This is a genomic window from Serratia sp. TSA_198.1 (assembly GCF_052686505.1).
Map to the genome: position 1 here is coordinate 112,523 of NZ_JBQZFP010000003.1, position 13,667 is coordinate 126,189.

At 57.0% G+C, this 13,667-nt stretch carries 13 protein-coding genes; 8 read left to right on the forward strand and 5 right to left on the reverse strand.

All coding sequences use genetic code 11. The features are described from left to right. The first annotated feature begins 68 nt into the window (after positions 1-68). Positions 69-1,358, forward strand: coding sequence for a glutamate-1-semialdehyde 2,1-aminomutase (gene hemL / locus ACUTSW_RS15175; protein WP_063198719.1), 1,290 nt, complete (start codon positions 69-71; stop codon positions 1,356-1,358). A 59-nt stretch (positions 1,359-1,417) separates the two neighbouring features. Here the strand turns inward: hemL and ampE are convergent, their stop codons facing one another. Both ampE and ampD read right to left on the reverse strand, forming a co-directional pair. Continuing rightward, positions 1,418-2,272, reverse strand: coding sequence for a beta-lactamase regulator AmpE (gene ampE, locus ACUTSW_RS15180; protein ID WP_004950178.1), 855 nt, complete (start codon positions 2,270-2,272; stop codon positions 1,418-1,420). Further along, positions 2,272-2,868, reverse strand: coding sequence for a 1,6-anhydro-N-acetylmuramyl-L-alanine amidase AmpD (ampD, locus tag ACUTSW_RS15185; protein ID WP_006323603.1), 597 nt, complete (start codon positions 2,866-2,868; stop codon positions 2,272-2,274). The genes ampE and ampD overlap by 1 nt, the downstream gene beginning before the upstream one ends. An 85-nt stretch (positions 2,869-2,953) precedes the next feature. Here ampD and nadC point away from each other — a divergent pair, with 85 nt between their 5' ends. The 4 genes from nadC to hofC all read left to right on the forward strand — a co-directional run bounded on the left by nadC (position 2,954) and on the right by hofC (position 7,134). Continuing rightward, on the forward strand, positions 2,954-3,844 hold the full coding sequence (gene nadC / locus ACUTSW_RS15190; protein WP_445584789.1) for a carboxylating nicotinate-nucleotide diphosphorylase: 891 nt from the start codon (positions 2,954-2,956) through the stop codon (positions 3,842-3,844). 199 nt (positions 3,845-4,043) lie between these two features. Next, positions 4,044-4,493: a prepilin peptidase-dependent pilin gene (gene ppdD / locus ACUTSW_RS15195; protein WP_062869637.1), complete on the forward strand. Its 450-nt coding sequence runs from the start codon at positions 4,044-4,046 to the stop codon at positions 4,491-4,493. Continuing rightward, the gene (gene gspE, locus ACUTSW_RS15200; protein WP_445584790.1) at positions 4,490-5,938 is read left to right on the forward strand and encodes a type II secretion system protein GspE; all 1,449 of its coding nucleotides are present in this window, start codon (positions 4,490-4,492) and stop codon (positions 5,936-5,938) included. Before ppdD ends, gspE begins: the two co-directional genes overlap by 4 nt. After that, positions 5,935-7,134 carry a protein transport protein HofC gene (hofC, locus tag ACUTSW_RS15205; RefSeq protein WP_445584791.1) on the forward strand — a complete coding sequence of 400 codons (1,200 nt, stop codon included), beginning with the start codon at positions 5,935-5,937 and terminating at the stop codon, positions 7,132-7,134. Before gspE ends, hofC begins: the two co-directional genes overlap by 4 nt. 62 nt (positions 7,135-7,196) lie before the next feature. Here hofC and ACUTSW_RS15210 read toward each other — a convergent pair whose 3' ends face one another. Further along, the gene (locus ACUTSW_RS15210; RefSeq protein ID WP_004950166.1) at positions 7,197-8,240 is read right to left on the reverse strand and encodes a GMP reductase; all 1,044 of its coding nucleotides are present in this window, start codon (positions 8,238-8,240) and stop codon (positions 7,197-7,199) included. Positions 8,241-8,699: 459 nt separating this feature from the next. On the opposite strand from ACUTSW_RS15210, the gene coaE reads away from it, so the two are divergent. Genes coaE through yacG form a run of 3 tightly spaced genes read left to right on the forward strand, consistent with a single transcriptional unit; the run spans position 8,700 to position 10,326 of the window. Continuing rightward, positions 8,700-9,314: a dephospho-CoA kinase gene (gene coaE, locus ACUTSW_RS15215; RefSeq protein WP_197912163.1), complete on the forward strand. Its 615-nt coding sequence runs from the start codon at positions 8,700-8,702 to the stop codon at positions 9,312-9,314. 5 nt (positions 9,315-9,319) lie between these two features. Continuing rightward, a complete protein-coding gene (zapD, locus tag ACUTSW_RS15220; RefSeq protein WP_062869633.1) occupies positions 9,320-10,072 on the forward strand; it encodes a cell division protein ZapD in 753 nt (250 codons plus the stop codon). A 50-nt stretch (positions 10,073-10,122) separates the two neighbouring features. Further along, positions 10,123-10,326 (forward strand): DNA gyrase inhibitor YacG, encoded by a 204-nt coding sequence (gene yacG, locus ACUTSW_RS15225; RefSeq protein WP_012005220.1) that lies wholly within the window; start codon positions 10,123-10,125, stop codon positions 10,324-10,326. A gap of 104 nt (positions 10,327-10,430) precedes the next feature. Here the strand turns inward: yacG and mutT are convergent, their stop codons facing one another. Further along, a complete protein-coding gene (gene mutT, locus ACUTSW_RS15230; RefSeq protein ID WP_013811501.1) occupies positions 10,431-10,835 on the reverse strand; it encodes an 8-oxo-dGTP diphosphatase MutT in 405 nt (134 codons plus the stop codon). A 106-nt stretch (positions 10,836-10,941) separates the two neighbouring features. Beyond that, positions 10,942-13,653 carry a preprotein translocase subunit SecA gene (secA, locus tag ACUTSW_RS15235; RefSeq protein ID WP_062869631.1) on the reverse strand — a complete coding sequence of 904 codons (2,712 nt, stop codon included), beginning with the start codon at positions 13,651-13,653 and terminating at the stop codon, positions 10,942-10,944. Positions 13,654-13,667 lie beyond the last annotated feature (14 nt).

A 13,667-nucleotide genomic window follows, 5' to 3' on the forward strand; every position in this document is an offset into this window, starting at 1 on the left:
CATATCGACGAACACTTCTCTAGAATAGCGCGATTAAATCATTCGAAAGAGAATCCAGGAGCCGATTTATGAGCTTACACAGCAAGTCCGAAAGTCTGTATGCCCAAGCGCAACAGGTGATCCCAGGTGGGGTTAACTCTCCGGTGCGTGCATTCACCGGCGTTGGCGGTGTGCCGCTGTTTATCGAGCGGGCGGACGGGGCTTACCTGTTCGACGTCGACGGCAAAGCCTATATCGACTACGTCGGTTCCTGGGGCCCCATGGTGCTGGGGCACAACCACCCGGCGATCCGCAACGCGGTCATCGAAGCGGCGCAGCGCGGCCTGAGTTTTGGCGCTCCCACCGAGATGGAAGTCAAAATGGCGGAGTTGGTCACCAAACTGGTGCCGACCATGGATATGGTGCGGATGGTAAACTCGGGTACCGAGGCCACCATGAGCGCTATTCGTCTGGCGCGCGGCTACACCCATCGCGATAAAATCATCAAGTTCGAGGGCTGCTACCATGGCCACGCCGACTGCCTGCTGGTAAAAGCCGGTTCCGGCGCGCTGACCCTGGGCCAACCGAACTCGCCGGGCGTGCCTGCCGATTTCGCCAAGCACACTCTGACCTGCACCTACAACGATCTGGATTCGGTCCGCGTCGCGTTCGAACAGTATCCTGCCGAGATCGCCTGCATCATCGTCGAGCCGGTCGCCGGCAACATGAACTGCGTGCCGCCGCTGCCGGAATTCCTGCCGGGCCTGCGGGCACTGTGCGACACCTACGGCGCATTGCTGATTATCGATGAAGTGATGACCGGCTTTCGCGTAGCGCTGGCTGGTGCGCAGGCCTATTACGATGTGGAGCCGGACCTTACCTGTCTGGGTAAAATCATCGGCGGCGGCATGCCTGTGGGCGCGTTCGGTGGCCGTCGCGACGTGATGGCGGCGCTGGCGCCAACCGGCCCGGTCTATCAGGCAGGAACGCTGTCCGGTAACCCGATTGCGATGGCGGCCGGTTATGCCTGCCTGACCGAGGTTTCGCAGGTCGGCGTCCACCAGACGCTGACCGAATTGACCGATATGCTGGCGGCAGGCCTGCAGGATGCGGCCAAAGAAGAAAACGTCGCGCTGGTCGTCAACCACGTCGGCGGCATGTTCGGCCTGTTCTTTACCGATGCCCCGGCGGTGACCTGCTACCAGGACGTGATGCAGTGCGATGTGGAACGCTTTAAGCGCTTCTTCCATCTGATGCTGGATGAGGGGGTTTATCTGGCGCCTTCCGCCTTTGAAGCCGGCTTTATGTCCGTTGCGCACAGCAAGGAAGACATTCAGCGCACCATCGATGCCGCACGCCGCTGCTTCGCCAAGCTGTAATATTTCGCGGTCAAACAAAAACGGGCGCCAGTGTGAACTGAGCGCCCGTTTTTATTTTGTTAGAGCAAGGTACCGTAAATCGTCAGCAGCGCCACTACCACCACGATAACCATCGTCACCTTACGCGCCAGAGTGACCGCCGCACGCGGGGTTTGTACCGGATCCCTATGCGGATCGCGCGCCAGAGAGAACTGCGCCAGGCGAGTCAGTACCTGGTATTGCGAGGTATGACGATCGCCCAGCGACGCAAACCATGCCGGCAAGGCTTTTTCACCGTGCCCCAGCAGCGCATAAGCTACGCCTGCCAGGCGTACCGGGATCCAGTCCAGCCAGTGCAACAGATGATCGATGCCGGATTGAGAACGCTCCAGCGGAGTATTGTGACGCGCCAGCCAGGTTTGATAAGCACGCAGGAAAGCATAACCCGCCAATGCGATTGGCCCGTATGGCCCGCAGACCACAAACCAAAACAGCGGTGCCAGATAATAACGGAAGTTAGTCCACAGCAGCGCATTTTGCAGTTCGCGCAGGCGCAGCTCTTCGCTGCAATTCGCCGGCAAGCCGTGGATCAGCGCCAGTTCCTCCGCCATTTGATCGCTGGCATGGGCATCCCCCTGCCGCGCCGCCTTAAGATAGGCCCGATAGTGTTTGCGCTTGATACCGGCGCCCACACACAGCAAATCGATAATAATCCACAGCAGCAGCGTCACCACGCCGAACAACAGCCCGTGAGCCAACCACAAAATGCCCCACACCACCACCATCCAGGCGACGGTCAGCAGCAGCGTCTGCGCCAGCGAAAATCTATGCAACCGATGGAACACCACTTCCAGGCGATGATCCAGTTGCCAGTGCTCCCCCAGCTTGAACAAACGTTCCCACGCCAGAACCAGTAACAGCGTAAACAGCGTCATTAGCGACTCCTCTCCCTTTCCATTTTCCCAAGCATAGCGCCATCGGGCTCGCAGGGTTGTTCCAGAGATGCCAGATAAAAGTCCCAGTCAAACGCCGGGCCTGGATCGGTTTTGCGGCCAGGGGCGATATTACTGTGCCCGGTAATGCTTGCCGCCGACATCGGATAATACCTGATTAACAGCGCGGTCACCGCTTTCAGGCTCTGATATTGCTGCGGCGTGAACGGCAGTTGATCGGTACCTTCCAGTTCAATGCCGATCGAAAAATCGTTGCAGCGTTCGCGCCCCTGATACTCGGAAACGCCGGCGTGCCAGGCGCGCTTGTCGAACGGCACATACTGAATGATTTCACCCTCGCGGCGGATCAGACAATGCGCCGAGACCCTAAGCTGATGGATGCCGGAAAAATAGGGGTGTTCTGCGGGATCGAGGGTGCCGGTAAACAGCCGATCGATATAGGGGCCGCCAAACTCGCCGGGCGGCAGGCTGATATTGTGGATCACCAGCAGCGAAGGGGCTTCATCATTCGGGCGAAGATCGCAATGCGGCGAAACGACCCGTTTCACCCCGACAATCCAGCCATGCTCTAACTGCATCAGACACCTCTCTGCGGTGGTACTTATCACGGCAACAGAGTAGCATGTTCCCCCTACGATCTTACCGTCCATTTCGGAGTTTTCTATGCCGACACGCCGCTACGATGCCGACAGTCGCCGCACCGAGCTTCTTGAACGAATTGAAAGCGATATCCCCTATGCCGTTGCCCAGGCGCTGCGCGAAGACCTGGGGGGTGAAGTCAATGCCGAGCACGATATTACCGCGCAATTGTTACCGGCCGACAAGCAGGCAGACGCCACCATTATCACCCGTGAACCCGGCGTATTTTGCGGCCGGCGCTGGTTGAGTGAGGTCTTCATCCAGTTGGGCAACCAGGTGAAGGTGGAATGGCTGGTGGCGGATGGCGATCGCCTGGTGCCTGACCAACCGCTGTGCAAACTGAGCGGGCCGGCGCGGATACTGCTGACCGGCGAGCGCACCGCGCTGAACTTTGTGCAGACGCTTTCCGGCGTAGCGACCGAAGTCAGCCGTTATGTGGCACTGCTGCAAGGGACTCAAACCCGCCTGCTGGATACGCGCAAAACCCTGCCGGGACTGCGCACCGCACTGAAATATGCGGTGCTGTGCGGTGGCGGCAGCAATCACCGGTTGGGATTATCCGATGCCTTCCTGATCAAGGAAAACCATATCATCGCCTCCGGCTCGATCAAGAATGCGGTCGAGAAAGCTTTTTGGCTGCATGCCGACGTGCCGGTCGAAGTGGAAGTAGAATCCCTCGATGAACTGCAACAGGCGCTGGATGCCGGCGCCGACATCGTCATGCTGGATAACTTCAGCGTCGAGATGATGCGTGCCGCGGTAGCGCAGACCCAAGGCCGCGCACAGTTGGAAGTCTCCGGCAACGTGACCAGCGAAACACTGCGCACCTTCGCCGAAACCGGCGTGGACTACATCTCCGTTGGCGCGCTGACCAAACATGTGACCGCACTCGATCTCTCAATGCGCTTTAAATAATCTCTGCCTTTCACACCGTCCTGGCCAGCCAGGACGGTGCTTTTTCGTCAAAACTGCGAATCCCGCCGCAACTATTTTCATACCGCTGCAAGCAGAACAACTTGCCGTGGAAGCGCGCCGCAGAACACTGACTCCCCGCTAGAAGCCCGCTGTACGAGCCGTTACCGTTACCTCCACATTCACAGGGAGGCAATAACAAATGGAAACACAGCGCGGTTTTACTCTGATCGAACTGATGGTGGTGATCGCCATTATCGCAATATTGAGCGCCATAGGCGTACCCGCCTACCAACGTTATATTCAGAAAGCGGCGATGACTGACATGCTGCAAGTCATGACCCCTTACAAGCTGGCCGTTGAGCTATGCGTGCTCGATGGCGGCGCACCGGCAGGTTGTAATGCCGGCAGTAAAGGCATTCCTGCCGGCGGCACCTCACGTTACGTCAGCGCCGTTAAGGTCAGCCAAGGCGTGATCTCGCTGACCGGCACGCAAACGCTGCAAGGTCTGACCGTAGCGCTGACGCCCACCCAGAACGCCAGCGGCCTGACGCGTTGGACACGCCAGTGCACCAGCGACAACGTCAATCTGCAGGAGACCTGCCAGGAAGTCTTCCGCTTTGACGATACGGCGAAGGGGGCATCTCAATGAACATCGGCATCAGCGATGAAATTCACGCCCTGTGCCAGCGCTACCAGGCGCTGGCACTCAGCGAAGACGACGACAGCCTGACCGTTGCCCTGAACGCGGAAGTACCGCAGGGGCTGCTGCCGGCCCTGCGTTTCGCCACCGGCAAACGTATTCATCTGGAGCAGTGGCCTGCGGCCCGACTGGAACTGGAACTGAACCGCCGGCAAATGCAGGGTGACAGGCTTGGACAAAGCGCGCCGGAAGCCGAGCCGGACGCCTCCTCATTAAATGACGACAGCGACGCGCCCGTGGTGCAGTTTATCAACCAAACGCTGCGCATCGCCATACAACGACGCGCGTCGGACATTCATTTCGAACCTTATCTGCAGACACTGCGTATCCGGCTGCGCATCGACGGCGTATTGCAGGCCGTAGCTTCACCGCCTTTCCCCCTGGCCGCACGCCTTATCGCCCGGCTGAAGATCATGAGGCAGTTGGATATCGCCGAGCGCCGTCTGCCGCAGGATGGGCAGCTCAGCGTACAATTGGATAACGCCAGTTATTCAATGCGCATCGCTACCTTGCCGACACTGCACGGTGAAAAAGTGGTGCTGAGGATCCTGCAAACCGAACGCCAGGAGCTGCCGTTGGATCGGTTAGGCATGAGCCAAATGGCGCTGGCGCAGTATGCTGAGGCACTGTCCTGCCCCCAGGGCATGATCCTGGTTACAGGCCCGACCGGCAGCGGTAAAACCGTCACGCTATACAGTGGCCTGCGACAATTGAATGACGCGCAAAGCAATTTGTGCAGCGTCGAGGACCCGATTGAAATTCCACTGTTCGGCGTCAACCAGACCCAGATAAACCCCAAAACCGAGCTGGATTTCTCTCGCGTGTTGCGCGCCTTGTTGCGCCAGGATCCGGACGTCATCATGATCGGTGAGATCCGCGACCGGGAAACGGCGGAAATCGCAGTGAAAGCGGCTCAAACCGGTCATCTGGTCCTCTCGACGCTGCACACCAACTCCACCAGCGAAACCCTGACGCGTCTGACCCATATGGGTATTCCGGGTTATCTGATCGCCGCCTGTCTGAAGCTGGTCATCGCCCAGCGGCTGGTGCGCAAGCTGTGCAGTCACTGTCGCTACCAACAGAACCTGCCCGTTCACTTTCCCACCGCCATTTGGGCCACCCCCCTGTTGCCCTGGCAGGCTGACGGCTGCGAACACTGCTTTAGCGGTTATTACGGCCGCACAGGGGTTTATGAGCTGCTGATGATCACTCCAGAGGTGCAAGCCGGTCTGCTGCAAGGCGCAGCCCCCGGTCAACTGGCCGATATCGCCCGACAACAAGGGCAGATAACGCTGCTGCAAGCCGGATTAACGCTGGTTTCTCAAGGCCTCACCTCGTTGGAAGAGGTATATCGCATTGTCGGTATCACCGCCGAAAGCGGAGCGACGCCGTGAAAGCACAGCGTCTTTTCCTGTGGCAAGCAGTCGATCCTCACGGCCAGTTACGCCAGGGGGAGCGGATGAGCAACGAAAAACACGTGGTCAGCCAGTGGCTCATTGAGCAGGGGTTGCAACCCTGCCAGATTAATAGTGGGAAACGCATTGCCCCCGCTCAGTGGCGGGGCGAACCCATGATCCAATTCACCCGCCAGCTCGCCACCCTGCTGCAAGCCGGGTTACCGCTGGTCAACGGATTGCAACTGTTGGCGGAAGAGCACCCGTCTGCCGCCTGGCGCTGCCTGCTGCGCGAGATAACCGAGCAGGTACGGCAGGGCCAGCCCTTCTCCGACGTTATCGCCGGGCAACGCGCCATCTTTCCGCTCATCTACCGTCAATTAATCGCTATCGGGGAACTGACCGGCAATCTTGACGCTTGCTGCCTGCAACTGGCTCAACAGCAGGAGGCGCAACAAAAACTGCAAAAAAAAGTGATTAAGGCACTGCGTTACCCGCTGTTTATCTGCGCAGTAGCGCTGTTGGTAAGCATTCTGATGCTGGTGATGGTGCTTCCGGAGTTTGCCGGCGTCTACCAGTCGTTCGATGCGCCATTGCCCTGGTTTACCCAAGGGCTGTTGAACCTGTCCGCTATCTTGGTCCACAGCGGTCCCTGGCTGGTGTTGATAATGGCCGGAGCGGTGTTTTCCTATTTCCGCTGGCTGCACCCAAAACCGCAGTGGCGCAGGCGCGAACAGGCGACGCTATTGCGCTTGCCGCTGATCGCGCAGTTGATCAAAGGCGGCAGCCTGAGCCAAATATTCCGTATTCTGGCCATGACTCAGCAGGCAGGCCTCACCCTGGTTGAAGGCCTGAACGCCGCGGCGCTGTCGGTGGACAGCCTGTTTTACCGCCAGGCGATTGAGACGGTTCGGCAACAGATTGCACAGGGACATACTTTCTACAGCGCCCTGGGTCAACAGGCTCTGTTCCCCCCATTATGCCAACAATTGGTGCGGGTGGGCGAAGAGTCCGGCTCGCTGGACACCTTGCTGGGCAAGCTGGCGCTGTGGCATGAGCAGCAAACCTTTGAACTGGCCGATACGCTGGCGCAAACGCTGGAGCCGATATTGATGCTGGTGGTGGGAGGAATAGTCGGGGCGCTGGTGATCGCCATGTATCTACCGATATTTCAGCTGGGAAATGTTTTGGGGTAAACAGAAGGATCCGGGGCACAGCAAAATGTGAACTGCTCCCCGGGGAGTGGCTTTATTATCGGTTACTTAGCACCGAATACGCGGTTTTCCTGCTCCGCAACGCGGATAAAGGTGGTGCGTTTGGTCAACTCTTTCAGGCGTTCTGCGCCGACATAGGTGCAGGCTGAGCGCAACCCCCCGAGGATATCACGGACGGTGAACTCAACCTCGCCGCGCAGAGGCAGCTTCACGGTTTTGCCCTCAGCGGCACGGTATTCGGCAACACCGCCCACATGGCGCTTCATCGCCGACTCTGAGCTCATGCCGTAGAACAGCATGAATTTTTCGCCGTTCTCTTCCACTACGGTGCCTTCACACTCGTCATGACCGGCCAACATACCGCCCAGCATGACAAAATCAGCGCCACCGCCAAAAGCTTTGGCCACGTCGCCCGGCACAGAACAGCCGCCATCGCTGACGATTTGTCCGCCGAGACCGTGTGCCGCATCGGCGCACTCAATCACCGCAGACAACTGCGGATAACCGACACCGGTTTTTACCCGGGTGGTGCAAACCGACCCCGGGCCAATGCCGACTTTTACGATATCGGCGCCAGACAGGATCAATTCTTCCACCATTTCGCCAGTAACCACGTTACCGGCGCAGATCACATGGTTCGGGCAAGCTTCGCGCGCTTTCTGCAAGAAGGCGACAAAATGCTCCGAGTAACCGTTGGCCACGTCAATGCAGATAAACTTAAGACCCGGAGACAGCGCCAGAATCTGCTTCATCTTCACAAAGTCAGCCTCAGAGGTGCCGGTTGAAACCATAACGTGGCGCAGTACCGATTCCGGTACGCGCTGCACGAATGCGGCCCATTGTTCAACGGTGTAGTGTTTGTGTACGGCGGTGAGAACGTCGAAGGAAGCCAGAGCCTCTGCCATGCTGAAGGTGCCGACCGTGTCCATATTGGCGGCAATAATCGGCACACCGGACCAGTTCCAGCCAGAATGTTTGAAGGTAAACTGACGCTCCAGTTCAACCTCAGAGCGGCTTTTCAACGTGGAGCGCTTTGGGCGAATCAACACATCTTTAAAGCCTAACTTCAAATCTTCTTCAATACGCATGACTTATGATTTCCTGGTTTTTGGCGACGGATCGCAAGAACGCAATGGCTTGAAAAGCGACGGGGTATACCCTAAATAATTCGAGTTGCAGGAAGGCGACAAGAGTGAGAGTCCCGATGAGCTTACTCACGTAAGTGATTCGGGTGAACACTCGCAGTCAACACACCTGCAGCTTGAAGAATGACGGGTATAGATTAATGCCAGTTCCAGTGACGCTATGATACGCGCTAATAATCGCCGGACAAGACTGCGAATTCACCTTTATTTGCGTTACAATCCGACAAATTTACCTACGCACACGCGGCGTGATTCATCGCTCATTTTCCTTTCCCTGTCGCGCTTTTTATCGCCGTACAACGCAACCTGCCGGGCTAGCGCTCCCTACTGACTTGCACTTCTGCACGATCGCTTTATGATTCGTCTATTATTTTTTTATGAATATCGAGTGCATTTTATACCATGGCCTACATTGTAGCGTTGACAGGGGGTATCGGCAGCGGCAAGTCCACCGTAGCAGAAGCCTTTGCCCGCCACGGCGTGGAGATTGTCGACGCTGACGTCATTGCACGGCAGGTTGTCGAACCCGGCACCCCAGCTTTAGCCGCTATCGCCGAACGTTTTGGTAATGAAATGTTGCTGGCTGACGGCACGCTTAACCGCACGGCACTGCGGCAGCGTATATTCAGCACCCCGGATGAAAAGCGCTGGCTGAATCAATTGCTGCACCCGCTGATTCATCAGGAAACCCAACGCCAGTTGGCGCAGGTCGCCAGCCCCTATGCGTTGTGGGTTGTGCCACTGCTGGTGGAAAACAACCTGCAAGCGCGCGCAGATCGCGTGCTGGTGGTCGACGTCGACAGCGAAACACAGTTGGCGAGAACCATTACCCGCGACGGGATCAGCCGCCAACAGGCACAGAACATAGTGTCCGCACAGGCCACGCGTGAGCAGCGCCTGGCCGCTGCAGACGACATAATCGATAATAGCGGTGCCGCTCAGGGGATAGAGCCATTTGTTGCCGCACTGCATCGCCGCTACCTTGAACTGGCGGCATCAGCGACCCGACAGGATTAAACTGAATGAGTGATGTTTCCCCAAGCGTTCTTTTTGAACATCCGTTGAATGAAAAAATGCGCACCTGGCTGCGTATCGAGTTTTTACTGCAACAATTGCATGGCCAGCGGGCACTGAGCGAAACCGCCATTGCACTGACCTTCTTCCGCACTGTTGCGGACCTGCTGGACGTATTGGAACGCGGCGAAGTACGCACCGAACTGCTGAAAGAGTTGGAGCGTCAGCAACAAAAACTGTTGGCATGGACCGATGTACCGGGCGTCGATATGTCTCTGATGGACCAGCTACGCGGTCAACTGAAGGTGCGCGCAGCAGCGCTGATGTCCGCTCCGCGTCTGGGGCAGGCACTGCGCGAAGATCGGCTGATAAGCCTGGTGCGCCAACGTCTGAGCATTCCCGGCGGCTGTTGCAGCTTTGACTTGCCCACATTGCACATGTGGATGCATGCACCGCAGCAAGAACGGGACGCCGACGTCGCTGACTGGCTGCAGGCACTGGAGCCGTTGAATCTGGCGCTGACTATGGTGCTGGATCTGATTCGTCAGGCCGGCCCATTCCGCAACCAGATCAGTTTGAACGGCTTCTTCCAGGATAACGCGGAAGGCGCAGACCTGTTGCGTTTGCGCATTAGCCTGACACATCAGCTTTATCCGCAGATTTCCGGCCATAAGACGCGTTATGCGATCCGTTTCCTGCCCCTGGACAGCGAGCTTGGCGTGGTGCCGGAACGGTTAACCTTTGAGTTAGCCTGTTGCTAACCCAATGACATAAAGACCTTTCACGCGTTGGAAGGAAGTAAGGAAAAGAGATGACTACCGTAGTGAAATGCCCAACCTGTGGCAAAGGCGTGGTGTGGGGTGAAGTGAGCCCGTTCCGCCCATTTTGCAGCAAACGCTGCCAGTTAATCGATCTCGGCGAATGGGCCGATGAAGAAAAACGCATTCCCAGCAACAGCGATCTGTCAGAAAGCGAAGAATGGAGTGAAGGACAAATCGGTCCAGAACCGATTTGAACGCTGCTTGCAGCGGCTCTGTAAGGGTGAGACTCATGGACGAGTCGCATAAGACGATCGCTGATTGTCTCTCTTTCGGCCTGGCACCAGCCAGGCCGCCCGCCTTATTGCGCAGCGTTCGCCTGCGTCACCAACAGCTTGATAATACTGACATTGGCCTCGGGAAATTCGTCCTCCCGCAGTTCGGCCTGCTTCACCCAACGCATAGGCTGGCCTTCACGACCGAAGGGTTCCCCTGCCCAACCTTCCACCAGATAAAAATTTAGCGTCACGATACGATCGCTAAAACGGTGCTCCAGCACCTCCAACAGCTCAGCCCGTTCAGTTTCAATCCCGGTTTCCTCCAGCAGTTCACGATTGAGCGCCTGCTCCGGGGTTTCCCCTTGCTCAATTTTGCCGCCGGGAAACTCCCAGAAACCGGCCATATGTGAATCTGCGGCACGACGGGTAATAAAAATTTCCTGCTGGGCATTGCGAATGATACCGACGGCGATGTTCAGATGTTTCATCGCATCCTCCTGATTTATTCATAAGGGCGCGGACTCTGGCCCTAAAAAACAGGGGCTCAGCATGCTGACCCCCTGGGTTTGACTCGTTAAACGCTGCCGGGCTTACTTATTTCTGCAGACGGCCGTGGCACTGTTTGTATTTTTTACCGGATCCACATGGGCAAAGATCGTTGCGGCCCACCTTGCGCTCCGCGCTTGCAGGAGCATTTGGCTCTTCGGTAACCAACGCATTTTCTTCGTAGTGGCTCAGCTGTTGCTGTGCTGCAAGGCGCTCCGCTTCTTCGCGACGCTGCAACTCCATCGCTTCAACCTCTTCCGGCATCCGCACCTGAACTTTACTCAGCACGCTGATCACTTCGTATTTCAGCGATTCCAGCATGGTCGCAAACATATTGAAGGATTCACGCTTGTACTCTTGCTTAGGATCTTTCTGCGCGTAGCCACGCAGATGGATGCCCTGGCGCAGGTAGTCCATTGCCGCCAGATGCTCCTTCCACAGGGAATCCAGCGTTTGCAGCATCACGCCCTTCTCGAAGTTGCGCATCATATCCGTGCCAACCACTTCTTCTTTGCGCAGGTAGTCTTCCTTGGCCTTTTCCAGAATACGCTCACGCAGCGTTTCTTCGTGCAGATCCGGCTCTTTATCCAGCCATTCGGCGATTGGCATATCCAGATCGAAGTCGTTTTTCAGGCGCTCTTCCAGGCCCTGAATATCCCACTCTTCTTCCAGCGACTGCGGCGTGATGTAGCTGTCAATGGTGGTTTTGAAGACGTCTTCACGGATGCTGGCGATGGTTTCGCTCACGTCGGACACGTCCAGCAGTTCATTACGCTGGCTATAGATAGCGCGACGCTGATCGCTGGCCACATCATCGTATTCCAGCAGTTGCTTACGAATATCGAAGTTACGGCTTTCCACTTTACGTTGCGCGTTGGCAATCGCCTTGGTGACCCATGGGTGCTCAATGGCCTCACCCTCTTTCATACCCAGTTTACGCATCATGCCGGAAACGCGATCCGAGGCGAAAATACGCATCAAGGCATCTTCCATCGACAGGTAGAAGCGGGATGAACCGGCATCGCCCTGACGACCGGAACGGCCGCGCAGCTGGTTATCGATACGGCGTGATTCATGGCGCTCGGTACCAATGATGTGCAAGCCACCCGCCTTCAATACCGCTTCATGGCGGATTTTCCAGTCTTCTTTAATCGCCGCAATTTGCTCTTCGGTTGGGTCTTCCAACTGGGCAATCTCTGCCTGCCAGCTGCCGCCCAACACGATATCGGTACCACGGCCCGCCATGTTGGTGGCGATAGTCACCGCACCGGTCTGGCCGGCCTGCGCCACAATGTCCGCTTCCATGGCGTGGAATTTGGCGTTCAGCACTTTGTGATCAATACCCGCTTTCGCCAGTTCGCGGGAAACGACTTCTGATTTTTCGATCGAGATCGTCCCCACCAGCACCGGCTGGCCGTTGGCGGTACGCTCGCGGATATCTTCAATGATGGCGCCAATCTTCTCCAGTTCGGTCATATAGACCAGATCCGGCATGTCTTTACGCAGCATTGGGCGATTGGTCGGCACCACGATGGTATCCAGCTTGTAGATGGAGCTGAATTCAAACGCTTCGGTGTCGGCAGTACCGGTCATACCGGCCAGCTTCTCGTACAGGCGGAAGTAGTTCTGGAAAGTGATGGATGCCAGCGTCTGGTTCTCGTTCTGGATTTCCACGCCTTCTTTGGCTTCCACCGCCTGATGCAGACCATCGGACCAACGACGGCCCTGCATGGTACGGCCGGTATGTTCGTCAACGATAATCACTTCACCGTCTTTCACGATGTAGTCAACGTCGCGGGTGAACAACACGTGCGCGCGCAGAGCGGCGGTCACATGGTGCATCAACATGATGTTGGTCGGTGAGTACAGTGACTCCCCTTCTTCCATAATGCCGGCTTCCACCAGCATTTCTTCGATCAGGATCAGGCCGCGTTCGGTCAGGTGCACCTGGCGCGCTTTCTCGTCTACCGAGAAGTGGCCTTCGCCCTGGAAGGAGTCTGAATCCTCTTTTTCCTGACGGATAAGCTTTGGAATCAGCTTGTTGACCTTAATGTACATTTCTGAGCTGTCTTCGGCCGGGCCGGAGATGATCAGCGGAGTACGGGCTTCATCGATCAGGATGGAGTCAACCTCATCCACCAGCGCATAGTGCAGCTTGCGCTGAACGCGCTCTTCCGGGCTGAACGCCATGTTGTCGCGCAGATAGTCGAAGCCGTATTCGTTGTTGGTGCCGTAAGTAATATCGGCGGCATAGGCTTCACGCTTGGCCGGTGCAGGCATGCCCGGCAGGTTGATGCCGATGCTCAGGCCAAGGAATTCGAACAGCGGGCGGTTGTTTTCGGCGTCACGCTGTGCCAGATAGTCGTTGACGGTCACCACGTGTACGCCGCGGCCGCTTAAGGCATTCAGGTAGGCGGGCAGGGTTGCGGTCAGAGTCTTACCTTCACCGGTGCGCATTTCTGCGATGCAGCGGTCGTTCAGTACCATACCGCCCAGCAGCTGCACGTCGAAATGGCGCATACCGAATACGCGCTTGCTCGCCTCACGTACCACGGCGAAAGCTTCCGGCAGCAGGTTTTCCAGCACTTCACCCTTTTCCAGGCGTGCGCGGAACTCGTTGGTCTTGGCTTTCAGTTCGTCATCGGACAGCTTTTCCATGTCCGGTTCCATGCGGTTGATCAGTTCAACCGACTTACGCATGCGGCGCAGTGTACGATCGTTACGGCTACCAAAAACTTTGGTCAATAATTTCACTAACATGATGTTTAATATCT

Excerpts from the sequence above, each read along its gene's own strand:
- ampE (WP_004950178.1), bottom strand. The coding sequence starts at position 2,272 with ATGACGCTGTTTACGCTGTTACTGGTTCTGGCGTGGGAACGTTTGTTC.
- secA (WP_062869631.1), bottom strand. The coding sequence starts at position 13,653 with ATGTTAGTGAAATTATTGACCAAAGTTTTTGGTAGCCGTAACGATCGT.
- ppdD (WP_062869637.1), top strand. The coding sequence starts at position 4,044 with ATGGAAACACAGCGCGGTTTTACTCTGATCGAACTGATGGTGGTGATC.
- zapD (WP_062869633.1), top strand. The coding sequence starts at position 9,320 with ATGAGTGATGTTTCCCCAAGCGTTCTTTTTGAACATCCGTTGAATGAA.
- nadC (WP_445584789.1), top strand. The coding sequence starts at position 2,954 with ATGCCGACACGCCGCTACGATGCCGACAGTCGCCGCACCGAGCTTCTT.
- ampD (WP_006323603.1), bottom strand. The coding sequence starts at position 2,868 with ATGCAGTTAGAGCATGGCTGGATTGTCGGGGTGAAACGGGTCGTTTCG.
- coaE (WP_197912163.1), top strand. The coding sequence starts at position 8,700 with ATGGCCTACATTGTAGCGTTGACAGGGGGTATCGGCAGCGGCAAGTCC.
- gspE (WP_445584790.1), top strand. The coding sequence starts at position 4,490 with ATGAACATCGGCATCAGCGATGAAATTCACGCCCTGTGCCAGCGCTAC.
- hemL (WP_063198719.1), top strand. The coding sequence starts at position 69 with ATGAGCTTACACAGCAAGTCCGAAAGTCTGTATGCCCAAGCGCAACAG.
- mutT (WP_013811501.1), bottom strand. The coding sequence starts at position 10,835 with ATGAAACATCTGAACATCGCCGTCGGTATCATTCGCAATGCCCAGCAG.
- ACUTSW_RS15210 (WP_004950166.1), bottom strand. The coding sequence starts at position 8,240 with ATGCGTATTGAAGAAGATTTGAAGTTAGGCTTTAAAGATGTGTTGATT.
- yacG (WP_012005220.1), top strand. The coding sequence starts at position 10,123 with ATGACTACCGTAGTGAAATGCCCAACCTGTGGCAAAGGCGTGGTGTGG.